Source organism: Candidatus Acidiferrales bacterium, assembly GCA_035515795.1.
In the GTDB taxonomy this organism is placed as follows: domain Bacteria; phylum Bacteroidota; class Ignavibacteria; order Kryptoniales; family JAKASW01; genus JAKASW01.
The window spans coordinates 90,468-114,243 of the sequence record DATJAY010000027.1; the positions used below are offsets into that span (position 1 = coordinate 90,468).

Sequence of the window (23,776 nt, forward strand, 5' to 3'; positions counted from 1 at the left end):
GAATCTACCATGACGAATGATTTCAAATAGCTCTACATATGGCTGGATGATCGTCGGCTGCGGACTCACCGGCGCCACGCTAGCTGAGAGGATTGCCTCTCAATTGAACGAGCGTGTATTAATCATAGATAGACGAAATCACATTGCAGGAAACGCTTACGATTTTTACGATGACTCGGGAATACTTGCAAGCAAATATGGCGCTCACATATTTCATACTCAGTCGAGGCAAGTCTGGAATTATGTGAATCGCTTTGCCAGGTTCAATAACTATGTACATTTTGTCGATGCCTTAGTGGATGGCAAATACTATTCGATTCCCGTCAATCTCGACACCATCAACTCTTTTTATGAAATCGACCTTTCGGAGGAACAACTCCCGGCATTCATCGCACAGAAACGAGTACCGATTGACCATCCGAAAAATGCTGAGGAGGCCGTGATAAATAAGATTGGGTGGGAACTATACGAAGCTTTTTACAAGAACTACACAATAAAGCAATGGGGCCTCAATCCAACCGACTTAGATCCTGGAGTTACGCTAAGACTCCCCGTCAGAATGAATCGAGACAAACGGTATTTCTCCGACCCATGGCAGGGAATCCCAGTCGGCGGATACACGAAGATGGTCGAGGCAATGCTCCGCCATGAGAATATAGACGTAATACTTGATGTGGATTATCGCCAGATCTCCGAGCTTGTCAAATTCAAAAGAATGATTTTTACGGGAAGCATCGACGAGTTCTTTAACTACGGGCTGGGAAAGCTCCCCTACCGCAGTCTCAGATTCGAATTTGAGACTCACGATCGTGAGCACTTTCAGCACATCGGGGTCGTCAATTATCCAAATAATTTCGACTACACAAGAATAGTCGAATATAAATTCTTGAATGAGCAGAGTGCTCCAAAGACCACAATCAGTTATGAATACCCGTGCTGGAACGACGCGGAGCCATACTACCCTGTTCCATCAAGTGACAGCCGATCGCTGTTTTCCAAGTACGGAGAAGCTGCTGACAAACTCAGCGCCATTTTCTTTTGCGGAAGACTCGGCACATATAATTATTACAACATGGATCAATGTATAGGTCAAGCTCTTCACTTATTCTCGACGCAGATAGCAAAAAAAGAAAAGTTGCACGTATCAACCAACAAATTGGTAAAGTTCGATGGATAACAGTATTCTAAGCCGAGACATCCCCGATCTTCACAGCTACATACGATGGAATTCGATTTCTAAATACATCGACGACTCAATTTTGACGCTGGACGTTGGATGCAACGTCGGCACAATGTCGATCGAGATGGCTAAACGCTGCTCGGGGAAAGTCGTGGGAATAGATGTAGACCCGAAAGTCATCGCAAAGGCACAACAGAGGGCGGCGTCTTTTGGACTGTCCAATTGCGAATTTATGCCTGCCAGCGCAACTGAATTGCCTTTTGCCAACGCGACGTTCGACAGGATTCTTCTAGCGGATGTTCTTGAGCACGTAATTGACGATCTCGGAATCATAAAGGAATGTTTCAGAGTCATGAAGCCGGGAGGCAAGCTGATAATCAATGCTCCCCGGCCGAATTACTCTACGCTATTCAATAAAGCGTGGATCAGGAGCATCGGGCACGTTCGGGACGGATATGAACTCGACGATATAAAGGGACTGACCTCGGGTCTATTCGACGTTGTTGAATTTGATTTCAATTCGCGAGCAAAGGAAGAGTTTGATGCATTCTACAACAAAGGTTTTCAAAAAATAACTGACGAGCGCGTCCAAAAGACGATCGAACTCGAAAGCGATCTCTCTCGTGAGCCGTACGGATTAAGCGTTATGCTGATTCGAAAAAACGATGCCGCACCCGTGACTCGGAAAATTCGCGTCCTGCATGTTGCGTGGGGACATCCTCCGAACATGGCGGCGGGTCCAATATACTATCTGCACCATCTCAGTCTCAGACAGAAAGCGAACGGACTGGACGTAGCGTGCTTCGTTGCGGGTCAGGCACCGCAGAAATCCGGTCAACCACCTTACATCGACGATGATATCATAGATGGCCTTAAGTACTTCAAAGTGGAAAACAGACCGGCTCACTATTTCGACTGGTCAAATCCGAGGCGGGAGACTGAAAACAAAGAAATCGAAAACTTATTTCAAAATGTCCTTCAAAAATGGCAGCCAGACATTGTTCACTTTCACAATCTCGTCGGACTGTCCATGTCTCTTCCCATAATTGCAAAGAAGTTCGACGCGGCAACTGTTCTCTCTGCACACAATTATTGGATGATGTGCTCAAGAGACGATTTGTTTGCCACCAATGAGTCTTCATGCCAAGGCCCCGGAGATGGGTCGCCATGCGCAAGTTGCATCGGGAACCCTGATGCCGTTGATGACTTGATGTATAGAACATCAAAGTCGAAAGAAATTCTGAATAACCATGTGGATCTGGTTCTCGCAGTTTCCGAGCGCGTTCGCGAGTTGTTTATTGAATTCGGCATGCCTGCAAACAAAATTGTGACCCAGCATATTGGTTCGATTGCCGCAGAAGTGAATTGGAACAATCTAGGTAAAAATAATAAGCATAGGTCAAAACCGAATACTCCTGTGAGGCTTGCATACTTCGGTACACTTTCATTGAGGAAAGGGGTACACCTGATCCTCGAAGCGGCAAAGCATCTGAAGGAATACGAAGGGCAGTTCATAATAGAGATATATGGAGGAGGCATAAATGAAAGTTACAGGGCAAGACTTGAAAACATCTTAAGATCAGAGCCGTTCCTGAATAGGGTAATTATTTTCAAAGGTGGTTATACCCAGCAGAACTTGCCTGCGTTGATGTGCGATATCGATGCAGTGATAATCCCGCCGTTGTGGGAAGACAACGGGCCTCAAACGGTGATGGAGACTCTAGGAGCCGGGATTCCAATAATTGGAGCCAGAATGGGGGGCATTCCAGATTTTGTTACCGATGGAGAAAATGGTTTGCTCTTTCGCGGAGGCGACCCACTCGATCTGGCCGCCGCAATAAAGAAGATACTTGGCGATCCAGCAGTGCTCGCCAAATTCCGAAATGGAATTCATGCACCGTTGCCAATGGAGCAACATGTCTACGACCTTCACGAGAAATACCTCGAGCTGTTGAAAGGCAAGGCTCCGCGAGTGATCGATTCCGAAGAGCACAGGGAACTATACAATGCGGCCAGGACAATGATCGAAAGTGGAAATGCGCCGAAAGCCTTTGAGATTTTAAGAAAATTATTGCAGACTTCACCGGAGCATGCTGCAGGGCATAACGACATCGGCGTTTTGTATTTTCAAAGAGGTGAAATACAACCTGCAAAAAGACATCTCCAACGTTCCATCTCAGTGGCGCCGAATTACATAATCGCACAGAAGAATCTGGCAGAAGTATACGCAGCGGAAGGAAATTTCCAAACAGCCTTGGCACTCCTTCAGAAGATCTTTTCGGAAAACTCTCAGGATACCGAACCACTCATTTCTATCGCAAACATCTGTTTGAGAATTGGCAAAAAGGAAGAAGCCGTTTTTTTCTATAATAAAGTCCTTGGTATGTCGTCGAAGCCTGAGATCAAGAAGGAAATACTGCAAATCTTGGGTGCGCTCGATGCTAATGCGGATCGGTCGAAAGCTGGGGAGATGAAACATCGACCAAACGCTGAAACTCCGGCAGCATCGGTCTCTGTCATTGTCCTGGCGTACAACAAATTGGAATTCACGGGAAGATGCATACAATCCATTTTGTCCCGGGTACATTATGGAAACTATGAGATAATCGTCGTGGACAACGCATCGACCGATGGTACGCGAGAGTTCATGCTTAATCTCTCACGAAAAGTCGGGAACCTCAAGTATGTGCGGAACGAAACCAATGTCGGCTTTGTCGGCGGATGCAATGTCGGTGTTGAACACGCTTCAGGAGAGTACGTCCTCCTCCTCAACAACGACACAGTCGTTACCGAAGGTTGGCTGGAGTCTCTCATCGAATTTGCCATAAAGACACCGGATTGTGGAGCCGTTGGTTCGAAACTCATCTACCCGGACGGAAGATTACAGGAGGCAGGCGGAATAATTTTTTCCGACGGCAACGGCTGGAACTATGGAAAAGGAATGGACCCGACTCATCCGAAGTTCAACTTCGTCAGGGAAGTGGACTACGTCTCCGGCGCTTCCCTTATGGTGAGAAGAGACTTATGGAATAAGATAGGCGGCCTGGACAAATTATTTTATCCTGCATACTTCGAAGATTCAGATTTATGTTTTGAAATTCGAAAGCGAGGCTACAAAGTATATTATGAACCTCATAGCGTGGCTATTCATTATGAGGGCACCACGGCCGGAACCGATCTCAATGCAGGCGTGAAACAATTTCAACTTATCAACAAGCCAAAGTTTATCGAGAAGTGGAAGAGCGAACTAAGAGAACAATTTCCGTATGAGATACGGAACGTGGAAAATGCTTCTTCGAGAGGAATCGAAAAAAGAATTCTCGTTATCGATCCGTATCTACCGCTGTTCGATAGAGCCGCAGGGTCGCTGCATCTGTTCAATATTCTGAAAATTCTCAGGAAGATGAACTATCATATCACCTTCATTTCCGCAAATGGCGATTTGAAGGCTCGTTATCTGCCAATTCTTGAGGAAATGGGAATTGAAACCTTTGCCGGCGATCCCGACCTGACGGGGAACACCCGCGATAGAAAAATAGACTACCAGAAACTTTTTCAAGAAAGACAATTCGATTTCGCATTGATCGACTTCTGGTACCTCGCCGAGTATTACCTCCCTATGATAAAAAAGTTCTCGCCGCTCACGACCGTGATAATCGACACCGAAGATGTACATTTTGTTCGCGAGATGCGGGAGGCTGAGTTAAAGAACGACATTGAGCTTAAGAAAACCGCCGTTGAAAATAAAAAGCGTGAGTTGGCGGTTTACAGCAAAACTGATAAGCTGTGGGTGGTGACGGAAGAAGACAAACGAGCTCTCGCGCAGGAATTGAGCAACAAGCCGATCGAAATCCGTCCCGTGATACATGAAATGCGGGAGGTGCAGAAGGGTTTCGAGAATAGAAGCGGAATTCTTTTTGTCGGCAACTTCAACCATACCCCTAATGCTGACGCCGTTGAATTTTTCTTGAAGGAAATCTTCCCGCTAGTGCTGAATTCCCTCCCGGATGTCCAATTGTACGTCGTTGGGAATAATTCCCGCAAAATATTTCGTTCATTGAACTCAAACAACGTTACGATTGTGGACTATGTGGAAGATCTTTCGGAATATTATGAAAAATGCAGAATATCGATCGCACCATTGAGATATGGAGCTGGCCTTAAAGGCAAAATCATAGAGTCGCTTTCATACGGAGTTCCCGTGGTCACCACTTCGATCGGTGCAGAGGGTACAGAACTGCAGGGTGGCCGGGAAATCATCATTGCCGACGATCCAACCGAAATGGCCGGGAAAATAGTGAGGGTGCTTTCGGATGGAGAATTCTGGGAAATGCTGTCGAAAAATGGATTGAAGAGAATGCAAGAAAGATGGTCCTTCACGGCAGGAGAAAGGAGGCTGAGAGAAATATTATCGCCTCCTCCAAAACATGAAAAGAGCCAGACGGACAAATCGACGTCGATAATAATTCTCACCTACAATCAGCTGAAGTACACAAAGATCACTTTGGATAGCATAAGAAAGCACACGAAGGTCCCTTATGAAATAATCGTCGTCGATAACGCGTCATCAGATGGGACGGTCGAGTACTTGAAAACTCAAAGAGATTTACAAATTATTCTTAATGAAGAAAATCTTGGTTTTCCTGCTGGCTGCAATCAGGGAATCGAGAGAGCAAACGGCGATTACATTGTCCTCTTGAACAATGATGTAGTCGTGCCGAATAATTGGCTGGAGGGTCTTGTCGAGTGCGCGGAGAGCGACCCGAAGACCGGCGTCGTCGGTCCGATGAGCAATTGGATCAGCGGTTATCAGCTTGAGAAAAACTTCACTTACAAGAGGGTCAGCCAGCTGGATGAATTCGCTGCCGATTACCGACGGCGAAATCGAAAGCGATGGATCGAGGTTCCAAGGATCGCCGGGTTTTGTATGCTTATCAAAAAGGACGTGATCGACAAAATCGGCGGACTCGATACTGCCTATGGTATGGGTAACTGCGAGGACGACGATTTTTGCGTCCGTTCAAACTTGGCAGGGTTTAGGAATTTCATTGCGGGAGATGTTTTCGTCCATCACTTCGGCAGCAAGAGTTTTATGAATGACGGATTTGAAAAGTTTCAAGAGGTTCTTGAAGAAAAGAAGGCCGTCTTCCAGGATAAGTGGGGAATTACACCATCTGAGCGTTGGATGGAAAAAAAAGAAATCCAAAAACGCTCAAGTGTATATGTACCTTTGAGGATGAAGGAAACGACTTTGGTTTGATCGATACTCAAATCGCTCATTGTCTATCTGCGAGTCATTCTTTAAATTGTGTTTAAAAAGGTACAATAATGTTTGAACCGCAGAAGCAAAAATCCTCCGATCTAAAGACAAGAATCGAAAATCTACGGAGGTATCTTTGACGTTGACGGCAAACGCGAAGAGATAGAAAAACTCCACCAAAAAACTCAAGGACCGAATTTCTGGGATGACAATAGGGCAGCCCAGCAGGTCATGGCACAGTTGAACGACACGAAGGCGTGGGTGGACGAATGGGAGAAGGCAGCAAGGTATACGGAGGATGCTTCGGCTTTCATTGAGCTTGCTGAAGAGTCCGGCGATGAAAGCCACATGAAGGATGTGGATGACGAACTCATTCGGGCTGAAAAACACGTCTCGAGCTTGGAATTCAGAAAAATGCTCGGCAGCGAGGACGACGACAAGAATGCGATCTTGACAATTCATTCGGGAGCTGGCGGGACTGAAGCGCAAGACTGGTCACAGATGCTGATGAGGATGTACATTCGCTGGGGCGAACGGAGCGGTTTCAAGATGGATATCGCAGACATTCTCGAGGGGGAGGGTGCCGGAATTAAGAGTGCTACTATAGAAGTTATCGGGAAATATGCGTACGGTTATCTCAAAGCCGAAAACGGCGTTCACAGGCTCGTTAGAATTTCTCCGTTCGACTCGAACGCCCGGCGCCACACGAGTTTTGCTTCTGTCTTCATTTATCCTGAAATAGAAGCCGATGTCGAAATCGAACTCGATCCTAAAGACATAAAGTTTGAAACATATCGTTCGGGCGGTCATGGCGGCCAGAATGTGAACAAGGTCGAAACGGCAGTGAGATTGATTCATATCCCTTCTGGAATCATCGTCGCGTGCCAACAGGAGAGGTCACAGTTTCAAAACAGGGAACGCGCCATGAAGATGCTTCGCTCGCGGCTGTACCAGGTTCGAAAAGAGGAAGAGGAAGCTAAGAGAAACGCAATTGAAGGAACGAAGAAAAAAATTGAATGGGGAAGCCAGATCAGGTCTTATGTTTTTCATCCTTATAATATGGTTAAGGATCACCGCACCGGCGTCGAGACGAGCGACGTCTACGGTGTCATGGACGGCGACCTCGACGAATTTATTCGGGGCTATTTGATTGAGTTTGGGCTTGTTCCAACAGGAGGCAATCGGACGGGTGGTGAGGGCGAAAAATAAGGAATGAAATATAGTTACTTCGTTGCGAGGCGCTTGATGCGTTCACGCTCGCACAACCGCTTCGTCTCCTTTCTCACTTTTTTCGCGACTGCGGGGCTCGCAATAGGAATCATGGCCCTCATCATTGCAGTCTCCATCCTAAACGGGTTCGAGAAAAAGATTTCCGACAATGTCTCAAATTTTACATCGAATATCGAGATCCAGGGATTTGAACGTGTTCCGCTCCCGAACTATGTCGAGGTGCTTCACAAAATAGCTTCTCAGCACAACGTGAAATCAGTATCTCCATTCGTTGAGCACGAAGCCATGATACGAGCCAAGAGGCTGGGCAAACAGTCTGCGACCGAAGGAATTCTTCTGAAGGGAATTTTGCCCGAGTACGACAACAGCAGCTTGAGAAACGAAATCAAGTCCGGCAAGTACGGGTTTACCCGAACCGGAACGATGGATCCGCTGCTTCTCGGCTCGAAATTGGCTCGGCGGTTAGACATTTCTGCAGGGGATACCGTTTTTGTTTTTGGCGTCGAGGGAATTCCATCGCCGCTTAACCCACCGAGAGTAGCTTCTTTTGTCGTGGTCGGCATTTATGAAACAGGCATGTCTGAATATGATGATGTGTACAGCTACACCAACATTAGCGCAGCCTCCTATCTTTTCAATATTCCACCCTCGAATGTTTCGGGCTTTGACGTCATGGTACATGACTTGAATCAAGTAGGAATCACGGCAGACACACTTCAAGAAATTCTAGGCTACCCCTATTATCCGAGAACAATGTACCAGATGTACCGAAATCTATTTGCGTGGATCGAGCTTCAAAAAGAACCGATACCTATTATTATTGCACTTATAATTTTAGTGGCGACACTCAACGTCATAGGAACCATCCTTATGATCGTCCTGGAGAAAATAAACGAAGTCGGTGTGTTGAAAACCATCGGTGCAAATCGCCGGTCGATCTCGAGAATCTTCCTCATGCAGGGGGCCTTTATCGGCGCCGTCGGAACCATAGCGGGCGCTGGAATTGCCTATGTACTGTTAGAAATACAGAAAAGATACAGTCTCATTCATATCCCTGGCGATATTTATTTCATGAATACTGTGCCGGTATCCACCAGGGTATCGGACTTCTTAATTATAGGAAGTGTCGGTTTTGTTCTATCCTTGCTTGCTTCATATTTGCCCGCCCGTGCGGCTTCCTCGTTCGATCCGCTGGAGTCTATCAGATTTCATTGACTTTTCGTATAAAGGGAAAATGATGTCATATTCGACGTTTATCGCTTTCCGATACCTGAAATCAAAACGTAAAATCGCTTCCGTTTCAATAATTTCTTTTATCTCACTAGTCGGAGTCATCGTTGGAACTGCCGCGCTCGTCGTCGTCATTTCAGTCTTCAACGGTTTTCAAGGACTGGTCACGAACATTCTCGTAAACTTCGATCCGCACATCAGGATCACCGCACAGGCCGGGGAATATATATCTGAGCCTGAAAAAGTATTGGCGCAAGTCGAATCGATTCACGAGGTAAAATCCGCGACTATGTTCCTAAGCGGCAAAGCCATGGCCGTCTCGGGCGGAATCAACAGAGCCGTAAACATCACGGGAATCGTTCCGCCGTCAAACGCAGAGATATCAAGTCTTTCCAGTTCTGTTGTCCTCGGACAGTTCCTAGATCCTAACCGCAACAATCAAATTCTGATCGGCATCTCATTGGCTGACGCGCTCGATTCAGTTGTAGGAGACACTATCGCGATCATCAGCCCGGCTGGGATTGAACGAAGTCTCACACAGTTTTACCAGCCGAAGGTTGCGAAATTTGTCGTATCAGGAATTTACCAGTCCAAGAATAAAGACTACGACGGGTATTATGCGTTCATCAATCTTCCTGCTGCTCAAGACCTCTTTACCGCGCCGGGAGAAAGACTATCTACTTCGATGGTTAATGGGATTGATATCAGGTTGTGGAATATTGAAAATTCAAATGAAATAAAAAAGAGACTGGAACAAATGCTTTCGGATGTGCGAATTGATACATGGTATGATCTTCACAAAGACTTGTATCAAATGATGACCATGGAACGTATCGTGGCTTATATTGTTTTATCGTTAATCATAATCGTGGCCGCGTTCAACATACTTGGTTCTTTAACGATGACCGTAATTGAGAAGCGGCGTGAGATTGGTGCGCTTAAATCAATGGGTGCAACGCAACGGGGAATAATGGGAATTTACCTGATCGAAGGTACTTGCATCGGGTTGTTTGGAAGCGCGATAGGACTTTTTCTTGGATTCCTTGTTGACGAAGCGCAGATTAGATATCATCTTTTCAAGCTCGATACTTCGGTTTACATCATCCCTGCGTTGCCGGTTTCAATGCACACCGCTGATTTCATAATAGTTGGTCTCATAGCGATCGTTATTTCATCGGTTGCGGCACTTTATCCCGCGAAGCGAGCCGCGAAGATAAATCCTGCCGAAGCAGTGAGATGGGAGTAAAACCTGTTGAAAAAAATCATTGAAGCATCCCGTATTTACAAAAATTATTCCATTGGTAATAATGAACTGCACGTGCTTAAAGGAATCGATATCGGCATCACTGCTGGCGAAATCGTCGCCGTTATTGGCGCTTCCGGAGCAGGAAAGAGCACGCTCCTCCACATCCTCGGAACGCTCGATAAACCAACGAGTGGTTCCGTCCTATATGATGGTACAGACGTCTTCATGCTTCCTGATAATAAATTGGCTGAGTTCAGAAATCTGCAGGTCGGATTCGTCTTCCAGTTTCATCACCTGCTTCCCGAATTTTCAGCCCTGGAAAACGTTGCGATGCCCGCATTGATTGCAGGGAAAAGAATGCCGCAGGTCAAATCAGCGGCAGCGAAACTCCTGGCAGAGGTTGGTCTGGCCGACCGCGCCGACCACCGCCCATCCGAATTAAGCGGAGGCGAACAACAGAGGGTTGCAGTCGCGCGGGCGCTGATAAACAATCCTAAAGTTGTCCTTGCGGACGAGCCTTCCGGAAATCTAGATTCTGTGACCGCAAAGTCGCTGCACGAATTGATTCTCGATCTTGCCAAAAACCGTCAAACGACTTTTGCTATCGCAACGCACAATAACCATCTGGCAGGATTAGCTTATAGAATTTTGAAGATTCAAGATGGAGTTGTTTCTGACTCAATGTAAACTAGCTGTTTTCAGAAACGTAGCATGACTCCCAATTTGTAACTTCACAATCCTATACTTAAATTCTATCAATGGGCATGTAGCTCAATTGGATAGAGCGTTGGCCTCCGGAGCCAAAGGTTGCGGGTTCGACTCCCGCCGTGCCCACTTTTCAAGGTCATGTTGTAAACATAAATAGGTTTGTTGCTTTTTTTTCGGTGGAGCGTCTGTCAGGAGGGATGGTGCAAATTCTAGAGCAAATGTCAGGTTTGTGAACTTGATCACTTGATAGCTTCGAAGCTCCGATGAACCTTTTGCTTTTAAGCTTAATACATTCTTAATTAGGTAGGTATGAGCGTCAAAAAGATGAGAAAATGTCCTGACTGTTTATCGGTCGTAAAACTACATAAGGATTATCCGTCTTCATTTTGGGAATCACTTCTGAAATCTCTCCGGATCATAAAGGTAAATCGTTGTCCCAACTGCAACGCCGCAATTTTTGTAGTACTTGGTCTGTATGCAACATCGCGGAAGAGACTCAGGATAATTCGTGAACGCGCCTTCTGGCTTCTGTTCGTTGCGATGATACTAGCAGTCGGGTACATAGCCTTCGTGGCTATGATGGGCTAAAAGATAAGAGACCGGGCCAACCTCTCGAGTTCTTCCACGAGATCAAACGAGCCGTATTTATCCGCCTTTTCTCGCCGCCTCTACTTTTGTATATTTTCACAGCAACTTTATCTTATTATCAATTGTCCGTATTGGTGTAATGCGCACTTCAGTAAGATTTATCCGCACCATCCATGGAATGCTTTCGCTGATCCTGCTACTAGCGAGCGCATCACATGCCCAACAGACCTCATTGCGGGTCGCCGGTAGGTTTTTTCATTATTTTGAAAAGGATAGACCGAAGGTCGCGTTAGTACTTTCCGGCGGCGGGTCAAGGGGAATTTCTCAAATCGGCGTCCTTCAAGGACTAGAAGAAGCACACATTCCCGTAGACATGATAATTGGAACAAGCATGGGAAGCATCATCGGGGGACTTTATGCATCAGGGTACACCGCATCGCAGCTCGATTCAATTGCTGAAACACAAGACTGGAATCAGCTGTTGGCCCTCTCTGACGCCGTGAACCGCAGCGAATTATTCTTGCAACAGAAGGAGAGTGAAGCACAGAGCTTTTTTGTGATAAGGTTGAACGGACTAACGCCAATTCTTCCATCTGCGATCGCCGGCGGTCAGAGACTCACTACCATCTTAACCCAGCTCGTGTTGAATGCGCCATATCGTGTTGTCCGCTCATTTGACGATCTCAAGATACCGTTTCGTGCAGTGGCGACAGACATGGTCTCTGGAAAAAGGGTAGTTATCTCAAGGGGAGACCTCGCTCAGGCGATGAGAGCGAGTTCCACAGTGCCCGTTGCATTTTCTCCGATAATTTCCGACACATTGCAGCTCGTTGACGGAGGCCTCATATCGAACGTTCCCGTTGACGTAGCAAGGGATTTAGGAGCAGACATCGTCATCGCAGTCAATACAACCAGCCCACTACGGAATGAGGCGAGCATCGAAACTCCGTGGGACGCACTTGACCAAGCAACGAGCATTATGATGCAACTCTCAAACAAACTCCAGCTGGAAAAGGCGGACATAGTAGTTACTCCTAGATTAGAAGGTCACCTCGCGTCTGACTTTACGAACCTGGATTCCATAATTCTCGACGGAAAAATTGCTGTAGGGAGGGAAGTCCAGAAGATCGATTCAGCAGCTTACAGGGCGCATCGTCCTGCCGAAGTTTCCTCCGGGCGGATAGCCAATGATTCGACCCCGGCATCGCAAACAGATGACGTTACTATTTCAAAAATTCCCTATTACGAAAACTCTTTGCTGTTAGTTGCCGGGATAAAATTCTCAGGTAACAGAAAACTATCGGATTCTCTCCTGGCAGGGCCGTTCAGTGAATTACTTGATCATTACGTCACGCCAAAGCAGATCGATCAGTCATGTGAAAAATTGATATGGCTATATAGAAATGCGGATTTTGGAATGGCCAGGTTAGACAATGTGATTTATGATTCTACCAGCGCCACTTTAGACTTGAACATCGATGAGGGAAATATTTCAAACGTTTCCTTACGAGGGAATGAAGTTGCCAAGTCTTTCCTAATAAAGAGAGAATTTCCCCTGGATTCTGCGGACATTTTCACTACGACAAAAGCTGTCGAAGGAATCAAAAACATTTACAGCACCGGATTGTTCAGTCAGGTACTTCTGTCGACGCATTTCGACCCGGCTCCGGACCTGACTATTGATGTTTCGGAAAAAAGTTCACGCCTTTTAAGTTTGGGATTCCGCGTGGACAACGAAAGAAACGGACAGCTTTACACTTCGGTCTCAGATGAAGACCTGTTCGGCAGTGGCACCGAGGCAATTCTCTCGTTCTCCGGCGGAGTAAGAAATAGGTTGGTCGAAGCCGACGTAGGCACTACGCGGATTCTTAATACCGATCTCACTTACAATCTGCGTGCGTTCACGGGCTTCGCGGATGTCTTTACGTACGCTGAGAAAAACGACAGCGGGGCTGCAAATGAGTGGAACATATTTTCGAATGGCGATTATCGGATCATAAGATATGGCTTCAAGTTTTCGATCGGAACTTTGTTGGCGAGGTTCGGTATGGTCAGTGCATCGCTCGAATATGGCTGGGACAAATTGAAACCGCTGCAGAATTATTCTGGCAGTTATTCGAGCCGAGTTGTGGCTCTCAAGATCGGCTCAAACGTCGACACGCGAGACAACGCCGGGTTTCCGACTAACGGGATATTAAGCAATGTCTATTTCGAGACATCATTACCAAGTCTTAACACGGAAATGCCTTTCACAAAAATTCTGTTCGACTATGCGACTTACCATAGTCTGTTTCACGAAGTCACTTTCGGACAGCATTATGAATTCGGATTTGGAAATGTGCTCCTTCCTATCTCCCGACAATTCAGCCTCGGCGGACAGAACTTGTTTTACGGCCTGCGCGAAGATGTGCTGGTCGGGAGACAAGTATTCCTCGCAAGCTGGGAGCTGAGAATCAAATCGCCGGTCAAACTTTTTTTCGGCACATTTCTATCGGCGCGCTTCGACATCGGTGACGTCTGGGCAACCCAACAAAACATAATCCTCAAAACTTTGAAGCAAGGTATTGGAGGCTCGCTCGGTTTCGACACCCCAATCGGACCGGTAGAATTCAGCGCAGGGAAGGCATTCAATCCCGGGAAGAGTACAAATTTAAGGACTATCTCCACACCCTGGACATTTTACTTCCGTGTCGGCGTGAAAATACCCAAGGTCACATCTTATTGACAGGTGTTATCCTTGTCACACCGGATGCTGTTTTAGATAAAAACGACGGCTGACGGGAACTTCGACTTATTCTCCTCAAGTTATTGCTTCTGATGAATTTCAAAAACAATGTTTACGCCACTCTTCTGTACTTCGATCTTTTCGATCACCCGCTTTCGCGAGACGAGATCTATGCTTTTTTCCCGCAGAAGCTGGATAGGGCTGAATTCGATCGAATGTTTTCCGAATACGACTTCCGCTCGGTGGACGGATTCGTTCATCTTCGCGACAATGACGAGGTGGTTACAATCAGAAAGCATAGGGAAAAGAAAGCGAAGAGGATGTTGCTCGCGACAGGGATAATTGGAAAGTTTCTCAGATATTTCCCGTTTGTAAGAGCAGTCTTCCTGTCGGGCTCACTGAGCAAAGGAGTAAACGATGGCGATGCCGATATTGACTTGTTCATAATATCCGCCGAGGAGAGACTATGGATTTGCCGATCTTTCTTGACTCTCTTTAAAAAGATGTTCCTCTTAAATAGCAAAAAGTTTCTTTGCCCGAACTATTTCGTGACCGAGAAACACCTCGAAATCCCGGAAAAAAATATCTTCACCGCGACAGAACTAGTTACACTTCGTCCTCTTTTTAACCGGAACATGTTATTTGAACTTCTTGAGGCCAATCGGTGGATCCTGAGATTTTTTCCGAACTTCCGCATTGATAGCCCCGGAAGGAAACCAACCTTCTCTACTGTCCAGCGGCTTCTTGAGTTGCCGATGAGTGACGGGTACACTGCGAAGTGGGACGCTCAACTGATGCGTCGATTCAGGGAGATCTGGGCAACAAGATATCCGGAATACACTCAATCCGAGAGGGAGTTCCAGTTTCGCTCTACACCGTATTCTTCAAAGATCCATCCCAATGATTTTCAGAGAAAGGTCTTAAGTGCTTACGAAAACAGATTGCGAGATGAAAGAATAGAAAGGTTGATCAAAATAGGTGACTGACGTACTCCTAACGCACTCTTACTTTACCCGGTTTGATAAGAAACAATGGCGTACCATGCAGCCTTACCCGCCTTTGGGGACTTTGTATGCGGCCAGTGTTCTGCGAAATGCCGGCATCTCTGTCTCCCTTTTTGATTCGATGCTGGCAGAATCTGAATTTGAGATGGAAGGTTATATACGAAAGTATTCTCCCAGAATTGTCGCTATCTACGACGACAGTTTCAATTATTTGACGAAGATGTGCCTCGAGCGAATGCGAATCGCAGCTTTTAGAATGATTGAAATTGCCAAGAGGAAAAAATGTATCGTAGTCGTCTCAAGTTCCGATTCAGCCGATCACGCAGTGGAATATCTGTCGCGCGGGGCAGATTTTGTTATCAAGGGGGAAGGGGAAATAACATTACTCGAACTCTGCACAAATATTCTTAGATCACCCGACGACAAATTCCGCGAGATCGACGGTTTATCCTTTATCGAGGATGGTCGTGTGGTTGATACCATTGCGAGGAAGCCAATCAAAGATTTGGATAGTTTACCTCTTCCGGCATGGGACCTTATCGACGTCGAGAATTATAGAAAGCATTGGTTTTCTGCAAATGGATATTTCTCAATGAACATAGTCACCACGCGGGGTTGTCCGTTTGGGTGCAATTGGTGTGCGAAGCCGATCTATGGAAGAGGTTACAATGTTAGATCGCCGAAGCATGTTGTTGAAGAGATGCTTTTTTTAAAAATACATTACAACCCCGATCACATCTGGTTTTGCGATGATATTTTTGGTCTGAGACCTGGCTGGCTAAGTGAATTCCAAAGGGAGGTGGAACATTCCGGTCTCAAGGTTAGATATAAATGTCTTTCGCGTCCGGATTTACTCATCAAGGAGAATAGTTTTTCTATGCTCGCCGGATCAGGCTGCGAAACAGTCTGGATGGGAGCGGAGAGCGGTGAACAGAAAATTTTGGACGCAATGGATAAAGGAACAACCATAGAGCAAATTCGTTCCGCGACGAAAACATTGAGAGAACAAGGGATTAGGATAGGTTATTTCTTACAATTCGGATATCCTGGTGAATCATACAACGATATCTTAAAAACTTTCAATCTGGTAAAAGAGGAGATGCCTGATGAAATTGGAATGTCAGTCTCGTACCCGTTGCCGAATACAAAGTTTTACAAGATAGTCGAACAGACATTAGGAAAGAAAAGAAACTGGCGTGATAGTAACGACTTAGCGCTTCTCTTTCCGGGCGAATTCAAGCCGCGTTTTTATAAAACACTTCATAAAGTTCTTCATCGGCTTCACAGGATATTACGTATCACCAAAGGCGGCGAAAGAATAACTCCTCGAACCGTTGCCGTTCTTATCTATAGCTCGATAACTCTCGTTGTTTACCATGTACTTCTCCAGCTTGCCAGACTTCCGAATCCCAACCGTCTGACTCTCAGCGAAAGAATTCCGACCACATGATAGACCAGGATACAGTAGCGATTATTGCCGATGCTTTTGACAGGCAGGCCGACTCCTTCGATGAGTACGAGGAAGGTAATCGAATCCTTTTGTGGATGCGGTCGGTAATTCATAAGCACATGTTAAGCTATGTGAGACGTGGGGACCATCTTTTGGAACTAAACGCAGGCACCGGGATTGATGCAATCTTCTTCGCGCAGAACGGTGTCAGTGTGCATGCTATAGATATTTCTAGAAAAATGTTGGAACGGCTCAAAGGGAAAATTCGGGAGAATGGATTGAGCGAACTTGTTTACGCTGAGCAGAGATCGTTTAGGAACCTAGAAGGGTTTCGCCCTCACACTTTCAATCATATTTTCTCGGACTTTGGTGGATTAAACTGCACTTCGCAGCCTGATTTTGTTATTCGACAGTTTAGACGCCTGCTCAAGCCGGGAGGAACGGTAACCCTGGTTATGATGCCTCCCGTCTGTCCTTGGGAAATTCTTTTTGCATTAAAAGGAAACTTCCAGTTGGCATTCCGCAGACTTCAGAAGCACGGGACAAGGTCGCATGTCGAGGGCGTTATCTTTAGATCGTATTACTTCACGCCGCGCCGGCTCATCGGTTTCTTTGGCGATGAGTACAGTCTGCTCGATCTGCGCGGGCTCGGAAGTCTGGTTCCGCCGCCGTACCTTGATCGATTCCCGACAAGATACCCACGATTATTCGAATTATTATCGCATTTAGATGTGAGACTCTCAAAGAGATTTCCATTTCACTCATGGGCCGACCACTTTATTCTCACGATGCGATACGAACCATGAAGGACATTGACTTCTCGACCGATTATCCAACATGGCTGACAGGGAGGATTCTTGGGAAACTAGTCCTGGCTCTACTGATAGGTTTACTCCTTTTCAACTGCTATAGAGCGGTCAAATCACCTGCTGGCGACTTCGCAAACTACTACACGGCTTCGCGGCTCGCCATCACTGACAGTCTCAATGATGTCCGACTTTACGATCACTTTGAGTTTCAGAAACAGATCGAGAGGTATTTCCATGGCACGCTGGGGTCATTCATTCCATTTCCGCCGTCTACCGCACTTCTTATGATTCCTCTGGCATGGCTTCCGCCGAACTCAGCCCGAGATATTTTTATCCTTGTCAACATGTTAGTCCTTTGTACCATGATAGTTGTTTTGGGGAGGTTTACCGGGATCTCACTGATGCCGTTAAGTATTTTGGTGCTCCTCGACGGATTCAGTCTATGGAGCAATTTCCGCGAGGGTCAGGTCTATCTGATACTCACTTTGTTGATTTTACTTGCCTTCGCAGCAGAAAAAAAGGGAAGACATCTTTTGGCGGGAGTATTGTTCGGCGTCGTTCTGCCGATCAAGTACATCACCTTCCTGTATGTAGCATATTTTTTTCTGCGGCGAAGGTATCGAATCGTTATGGGAGCTGCTCTCTCTGCGCTTTCAATCTTTCTCGCCGGTTTCTTTCTTACAGGCCTGAAGCTTAATGAGTTCTACCTGACCAACATTTTGCCTCGGCATCTTGCGGGTGAAATCCAAAATCCGTTTGCCGTGAATTTTCAATCATTTAATTCATTACTAAATCGACTGCTGGTTAATAATGCATCCCTGAATCCACACCCGATTTTCAACAGCCCCCTTTTGGCATTATGGCTCACATCATTCATCTCCCTGATATTTCTCTCCTTGGTCATCAGCGGAAGCCGTTCGGTTGCCTGGCGGAGTGAACATAACCGCGTTCTGTATGACTGCTCGCTTATCACGCTATTTGGGCTTGTAACATCTCCAGCATCGGCAAGCTACCATCTTGTGTTATTGATCATCCCTATGGCATTCGTAACTTCGCTTATTCTGTCAAAGGAAAACCGAGAAGGAAAAGATTACTTGAGAAAGCGTTTTGCATTGTTAGCAGCGACGTACATCGCTATTAATTTGGTCCCTTTTCAATGGCTTTATGGACTCCCGATCTTGCAACTTTTCGCATATGCGAAACTATTTCTGCTCGTTATTTTTTTTACAACAATGATTCCACCGCAAACACTGCGGTCCAAATCTTTTCCGGTAGCCCTAACTGCTTCATTGGCATTGAGTCTGCTGATAGTGGCGGTACGCTCCACCAGGGAAAAAGAGACCGATGGGGCCATATGGGCAGGCTTTGATGGTTTGATCATCGCTGATCTATCGTACCACGATGGTGCAATATACTATTTCCGGGAGACTCCAACTGGATTTATATCCATGAGAAACGGAGCAAGGACTTACGACGATCCTCCGGTACCGGAGCGGACTTCAGAAGAGGGCATTTTCACCGCATTTGATTCGGCCTTAACTAACTCCACTGAAGTCTTCGTGCGAAATAATTCCACCGGCACGGTGCGTCAAATGACGGAGGCGTCCGGAGTAAATTGCGAACCCGTATGGTCAAGAGATGCGAAGCAACTCTATTTTCTTTCCGACCGGGGGCGTGGCATTGATTGCACAACGATTTTCTACCTGCCAATTAGTCGGGACGAACTGCCGTGACGATCCGATTCATGAAATTCATGGATGAATACATTGGAACCGCAATTGTATTTCTGTTGGCAATCCTGTCCGTAGGTCGAAAGAGAAAGCGTGAGAAAAAAACACGGAACATACTGGTCATCAAATTCTGGGGTATGGGTAGCGTGACACTATCGATGCCGTTGTTAGCGCATCTAAAGAGGAGTTTACCAGGGGCGAAGCTGCATTATCTTACGCTTGCAGGCAACTCCGAACTTTGTTCGATGATCGGGGAAATAGACTTCATCCACACGATTTCGCTTACCTCTGCAACATCCTTTCTTCTATCGACCTTTAAGGCAGTGACATCGCTTCGCCGCCACAACTTCGAGATGGTTTTTGACCTTGAATTCTTCACAAATATCTCCGCAATTATCTGCAGAGTTGTCCGCGCTCGTGATCGCATCGGGTTTCAAAACAGTCGAAGCAGAACAAACGCGAGAAGCAAGCTGTACACTGACACTAAGCCGTTCCATGATAATGAGCATGTCGCTGTCAATTTCCTGAGGCTTGCTGACAAAACAAGCGATATTTTATTTCCACATTTCAAGGTCGACAAAATAAACGATCCTGAGCCAATGTACCATCACATGCCAGTCGCATTCAATATTAACGCGAGCCCTCTGGCATACGAGCGAAGATGGAGTCCGGAGGAATTCGGGCTGCTCGCAGACTTTCTTGCCGCGGAATTTGGAGCCCATATTATGTTGACCGGCTCACAGGAGGAACGCGAATACGTAGAGAAGTTCTCGGCAACTCTTACGGATCCAAGCTGCTTCACAAATGTTTGCGGAGAACTGACAGTCGGAGGGCTCATCGGACTTCTGCAGTCCTGTCAATTGATTGTAACAAACGACTCCGGGCCTTTGCATCTCGCCTCGGCTTTGAATATTCCCACAATTTCTTTTTTTGGCCCCGAATCGCCGGTACGATACGGAAGTCTCTCATCCAGCCAGCTTACCTTTTATAAAAGATTATGGTGCAGTCCATGTATGACTGTGAGTAACTTGAAGACAGTCAACTGCATCAATAATCGGCAGTGCATGAAGCAAATTCATTTTGTTGACATAAAAGAATCGATCCGGAAATTCGTGACTTCCATATTGGAGGGGAACCAGGACTCGAAGTTCGAGAAGATCCTCGCAGAAAGATTATGATTCTACTTTTCAATCCGCGCAGCTGTAACTCGAAATACCGTTTGCCCAATTCGTTGCTCTCACTCGGTTCCGTAATCGAAGGCAGGTATGACTATGAAATCGTCGATGGAAATCTCGTCGACGATGCCTTCTCGTCGTTATGTCACGTTATTTCCGAAAAGAGAGTCGAGCTGATCGGCATGACGGTGATGCCTGGGCCGCAACTCCAGGAAGCGATTCCATTGAGCAAGAGATTGAAACAAAAATTTCCTTCGCTCAAAGTTGTCTGGGGCGGGTACTTCCCGTCAAACCACACGGAAGTCTGCGTGAAATCGCCTTATGTGGATTTTGTCGTTCGCGGGCAGGGAGAACGAGCATTCCCGATTCTATTGGATGCATTATATGACAAGAATACCAGCCTATGTTCTGTACCCAACGTCTCTTACCAGGTCGACGGCAAACTGGCCCACAATGATTCGGTCCCCTTGATTCATCCTGACGACCTTCCGCCGTTACCTTATCATAGGCTCGATGTTCAGAGATATGTCGGCAAAACCTACCTTGGATCGCGAACACTTTCATATCATTCTTCCTATGGCTGTGCATTTGAATGCGGTTTTTGCGCGGTAGTTCCTATTTATAAGGCTCGTTGGCTCGGGAGAAGTGCCGGTAAAATGGCTGAGGACATCGAAAAACTTATTAAAGATTATAGCGCGAACGCCATTGAGTTTCACGATAATAATTTTTTCACTTCAGAAAAAAGGGTTAAAGAATTTTCAGAGGAGATCCTGCGAAGAGGACTAAAATTCGGGTGGTGGGGAGAGGGGCGGCCGGATACTTTGTTGAAATATTCCGACGAAACATTTTCTTTGATGAAGCAGGCTGGATTGAAAATGATATTCATGGGAGCTGAGTCGGGCGACAACGATACACTCCTATCCATGAACAAAGGCGGTACTCAAACAGGGGAGACGATCGTGAAAGTTGTCGAAAAGTTCAAGCGGCATGGCATTATTCCCGAGTGTTCGTTTGTGTTCGGTGCCCTGTCAAAAAATATTGGTGCATCTATAGAACGTGACATCAATTTCATTAACCTATTGAAACGAAAGAATCCTGAAGCGGAGATCGTCATTTACATTTATTCGCCGATTCCTCTGGATGTCGCCTCTCTATATCAGCAGGTCACGGAAAGCGGATTCCGCTATCCTGAAATTTTAGAAGATTGGCTCACGCCCGAATGGGCGATTTTCGATTTGCGGCGAAATCCTATGACGCCATGGATAACCGACCGTCATCTTCGACGCGTAAAAAATTTTGAAAGGGTCTTAAACGCGATGTTTCCCACAAACTCCGATATCAAGCTGAAGCCGTTTCAGCGGTCGGTACTGAAAATTGCAGGTTCTTGGCGTTATGCAACTCACATGTACCGGTTTCCATATGAAATTCAATTGTTGCAGCGGCTGTTCAGATATCGCCAGCCTGAAATAGAAGGGATGTGAGTGACTCGGCTTCTAGCCAAAGTGTTCAAATCCGGAAATCAACTCATTAGAATTTCCACGTACAAATTTGCTTGTATCGTCAAATGCCAGTTTGCTAAAGTGTGATAAATCCTCACCCGAAGATTCCATCTGGGTTAACAAAGTTGGATCAAAAAGAATTATCTTCCCATTTTTTATGACCATTAAAATATTACCAGGATTAAGAGCGTAAAAGGAGTTGAAAAAATCTTCCGATTTTTTTTCTGCAATTACGATATCCGCTTTACAACCGGGGGAAAGAGAACCACTGCCGATAAGATTCCATATCTTTGCGGCGGTCGAAGTTAAGGCATCGTATAATTCCCGGTCGTCGAGCTGCGAACTGCCTCTTGCCAGTCTTAGATGGTCCCAAAGATTCCAGTCCGCGCTGACATTTGAGTCTGTGCCGAAAAGTATCGCGGTGTGGTGTTTAATTTTCTCTACGCGAGGCGTGGATCCGTAAAGAAAATAATTGGAGGCAGGACACCAGACAAGCGCCTCAAAATGTTCTGCCTGCCTTTCATCCATCATAATTCCATGAATGCCGATGACTCTTCTTTTGAAAAAGTTGAAGTGAATGAGCTCCTCAATTTCCCGATATGACTCTAGATTTGTTCCCTCGCCGATATGAATTAAAAAGGGAAGAAGGTTAGGCGTAAGGTTTAGTTTCAACTTCCAGTGTCTTTCAAGTCTCACCGAATGCAAGTAATTATAATTCGAGTACACATCAATGAGATCATTGTTATCGATAGGGAAGTTCCCGTGGTGAACAACCGTAGTAATTCCATTCAGCAGGTTCTTATAGATTCCGTACCGCACTCTTGTGCGCAACGGAATGTGTTTTATCTTCTCAATATCGCCGCTGTTTGTTTTGTGAATATCTTCTCCCCACTCAACGAAATCGTTATACTTTCTGTTGCCGAGTTTTGGGAAAAGATTGAATTCAAGATGGTCGTGGGAATTGATTAAGCCGGGGAATGCAATTGCATTGTCGAATCCAAATTTTATAGAGTCATTCCGCGCAACAGAGCCGTTCAACGCATCGATCGCGTGAATCTTGTCTTTTCTGATCTCTATCCACTGGTGATCGTCTTTTTGCAGGGTATGCAGATTTAATAAAAACACGTTACTTCCTCATCAACATTCCGTACACCAAAGGCAAACCGAAGAACCTATCATAAACATGTAAAGCGTTCTTACTTTCATAAAAATCTTTCAGCTCTTCGTTAATATATTTCTCATCTATTTCTATGAGGTTGAGACGAAAAAGCGAGCAAAAATTTCTTAATTGGTCGAGAGAGTGGACATAGTTTCGGATTTCATAAATCTTTTTGCTTTTTTCGAAGGTTCTCTTACCGCCGGATGCCAAAATTTGCGGATGCAGATCGGTAATAAGGAGAAATCCTCCCGGCTTCAGCCAATTATACCACGATTCGAAAATGGGCCTAAGATTCTTGATGTGTCCGATAACCAACGTGGAAAAAATTAGGTCAAATGACTCATGTTGAAAAGGCAAAACCGACTTTTGATCCGTCCAATACGTTTTAGAACCGGGATATCTCATCCTTAGTTGCGCCAGCATTTCCCGTGAAATGTCGCAGCCTATTATTTCTTGTGGTTTTTTGTCGAGAAGTCTTTGCCAGTTTCTTCCCGTGCCGCATCCGAAATCAAGAACTACTTTCCCGTTTAAATCTGTTTCCTTTAAGAGAGAATCAAGAATTTTGCCCTCAAGCATGAACACCAGATTGTTTTCCTTCGAGTCATAGATGTCAGCCCATATATCGTATCCTTTTTCGGGTTCCAAAGGAGGATTAAGGAGCTTGGAGAAATAGGATCTAATTTCCCAAAAGTTCATTTTGGGTACAATGTTTGCGGTATACACGCCGTAGCAGTGTGGTGGCGGTCCATCAATTTATTTTCCAAAAGTATACCAGGAGATCTC

16 protein-coding genes and 1 tRNA gene are annotated in these 23,776 nt (G+C 45.9%); 15 read left to right on the top strand and 2 right to left on the bottom strand.

Annotated elements, in window-relative coordinates:
• The first annotated feature begins 16 nt into the window (after positions 1-16).
• The 15 genes from glf (at position 17) to VLX91_11710 (ending at position 21,816) form a co-directional block, all read left to right on the top strand.
• Positions 17-1,177 carry a UDP-galactopyranose mutase gene (glf, locus tag VLX91_11640; protein HUI30863.1) on the top strand — a complete coding sequence of 387 codons (1,161 nt, stop codon included), beginning with the start codon at positions 17-19 and terminating at the stop codon, positions 1,175-1,177.
• Entirely contained in the window at positions 1,170-6,440 is a 5,271-nt protein-coding gene (locus VLX91_11645) for a glycosyltransferase (GenBank protein ID HUI30864.1), read from the top strand. Before glf ends, VLX91_11645 begins: the two co-directional genes overlap by 8 nt.
• Positions 6,441-6,572: 132 nt before the next feature.
• Entirely contained in the window at positions 6,573-7,649 is a 1,077-nt protein-coding gene (gene prfB, locus VLX91_11650) for a peptide chain release factor 2 (protein ID HUI30865.1), read from the top strand.
• Positions 7,650-7,652: 3 nt separating this feature from the next.
• Positions 7,653-8,885 (top strand): ABC transporter permease, encoded by a 1,233-nt coding sequence (locus VLX91_11655; GenBank protein HUI30866.1) that lies wholly within the window; start codon positions 7,653-7,655, stop codon positions 8,883-8,885.
• Between the two features lie 22 nt (positions 8,886-8,907).
• Positions 8,908-10,146, top strand: coding sequence for an ABC transporter permease (locus tag VLX91_11660; GenBank protein HUI30867.1), 1,239 nt, complete (start codon positions 8,908-8,910; stop codon positions 10,144-10,146).
• Positions 10,147-10,152: 6 nt separating this feature from the next.
• Positions 10,153-10,833, top strand: coding sequence for an ABC transporter ATP-binding protein (locus tag VLX91_11665; protein ID HUI30868.1), 681 nt, complete (start codon positions 10,153-10,155; stop codon positions 10,831-10,833).
• 73 nt (positions 10,834-10,906) lie between these two features.
• Positions 10,907-10,980, top strand: a tRNA-Arg gene (locus VLX91_11670).
• 183 nt (positions 10,981-11,163) lie between these two features.
• Positions 11,164-11,442 (top strand): hypothetical protein, encoded by a 279-nt coding sequence (locus VLX91_11675; GenBank protein HUI30869.1) that lies wholly within the window; start codon positions 11,164-11,166, stop codon positions 11,440-11,442.
• 139 nt (positions 11,443-11,581) lie between these two features.
• On the top strand, positions 11,582-14,167 hold the full coding sequence (locus VLX91_11680) for a patatin-like phospholipase family protein (GenBank protein ID HUI30870.1): 2,586 nt from the start codon (positions 11,582-11,584) through the stop codon (positions 14,165-14,167).
• Between the two features lie 92 nt (positions 14,168-14,259).
• Complete coding sequence (locus VLX91_11685) at positions 14,260-15,153, top strand: nucleotidyltransferase domain-containing protein (protein ID HUI30871.1); 894 nt, start codon at positions 14,260-14,262, stop codon at positions 15,151-15,153.
• On the top strand, positions 15,146-16,621 hold the full coding sequence (locus VLX91_11690) for a radical SAM protein (GenBank protein HUI30872.1): 1,476 nt from the start codon (positions 15,146-15,148) through the stop codon (positions 16,619-16,621). Before VLX91_11685 ends, VLX91_11690 begins: the two co-directional genes overlap by 8 nt.
• A complete protein-coding gene (locus VLX91_11695; GenBank protein HUI30873.1) occupies positions 16,618-17,427 on the top strand; it encodes a class I SAM-dependent methyltransferase in 810 nt (269 codons plus the stop codon). Before VLX91_11690 ends, VLX91_11695 begins: the two co-directional genes overlap by 4 nt.
• A complete protein-coding gene (locus tag VLX91_11700) occupies positions 17,385-19,163 on the top strand; it encodes a glycosyltransferase 87 family protein (protein ID HUI30874.1) in 1,779 nt (592 codons plus the stop codon). The genes VLX91_11695 and VLX91_11700 overlap by 43 nt, the downstream gene beginning before the upstream one ends.
• On the top strand, positions 19,160-20,338 hold the full coding sequence (locus VLX91_11705) for a glycosyltransferase family 9 protein (GenBank protein HUI30875.1): 1,179 nt from the start codon (positions 19,160-19,162) through the stop codon (positions 20,336-20,338). Before VLX91_11700 ends, VLX91_11705 begins: the two co-directional genes overlap by 4 nt.
• A 41-nt stretch (positions 20,339-20,379) precedes the next feature.
• Complete coding sequence (locus VLX91_11710) at positions 20,380-21,816, top strand: radical SAM protein (protein HUI30876.1); 1,437 nt, start codon at positions 20,380-20,382, stop codon at positions 21,814-21,816.
• 12 nt (positions 21,817-21,828) lie between these two features.
• Here VLX91_11710 and VLX91_11715 read toward each other — a convergent pair whose 3' ends face one another.
• On the bottom strand, positions 21,829-22,959 hold the full coding sequence (locus tag VLX91_11715) for an amidohydrolase family protein (GenBank protein HUI30877.1): 1,131 nt from the start codon (positions 22,957-22,959) through the stop codon (positions 21,829-21,831).
• A 1-nt stretch (position 22,960) separates the two neighbouring features.
• On the bottom strand, positions 22,961-23,638 hold the full coding sequence (locus tag VLX91_11720; GenBank protein ID HUI30878.1) for a methyltransferase domain-containing protein: 678 nt from the start codon (positions 23,636-23,638) through the stop codon (positions 22,961-22,963).
• Between the last annotated feature and the right edge of the window lie 138 nt (positions 23,639-23,776).

Coding starts and splice junctions, on each gene's coding strand:
- glf (HUI30863.1), top strand. CDS start 17: ATGATTTCAAATAGCTCTACATATGGCTGGATGATCGTCGGCTGCGGA.
- VLX91_11645 (HUI30864.1), top strand. CDS start 1,170: ATGGATAACAGTATTCTAAGCCGAGACATCCCCGATCTTCACAGCTAC.
- VLX91_11655 (HUI30866.1), top strand. CDS start 7,653: ATGAAATATAGTTACTTCGTTGCGAGGCGCTTGATGCGTTCACGCTCG.
- VLX91_11660 (HUI30867.1), top strand. CDS start 8,908: ATGTCATATTCGACGTTTATCGCTTTCCGATACCTGAAATCAAAACGT.
- VLX91_11675 (HUI30869.1), top strand. CDS start 11,164: ATGAGCGTCAAAAAGATGAGAAAATGTCCTGACTGTTTATCGGTCGTA.
- VLX91_11680 (HUI30870.1), top strand. CDS start 11,582: ATGCGCACTTCAGTAAGATTTATCCGCACCATCCATGGAATGCTTTCG.
- VLX91_11685 (HUI30871.1), top strand. CDS start 14,260: ATGAATTTCAAAAACAATGTTTACGCCACTCTTCTGTACTTCGATCTT.
- VLX91_11695 (HUI30873.1), top strand. CDS start 16,618: ATGATAGACCAGGATACAGTAGCGATTATTGCCGATGCTTTTGACAGG.
- VLX91_11700 (HUI30874.1), top strand. CDS start 17,385: ATGGGCCGACCACTTTATTCTCACGATGCGATACGAACCATGAAGGAC.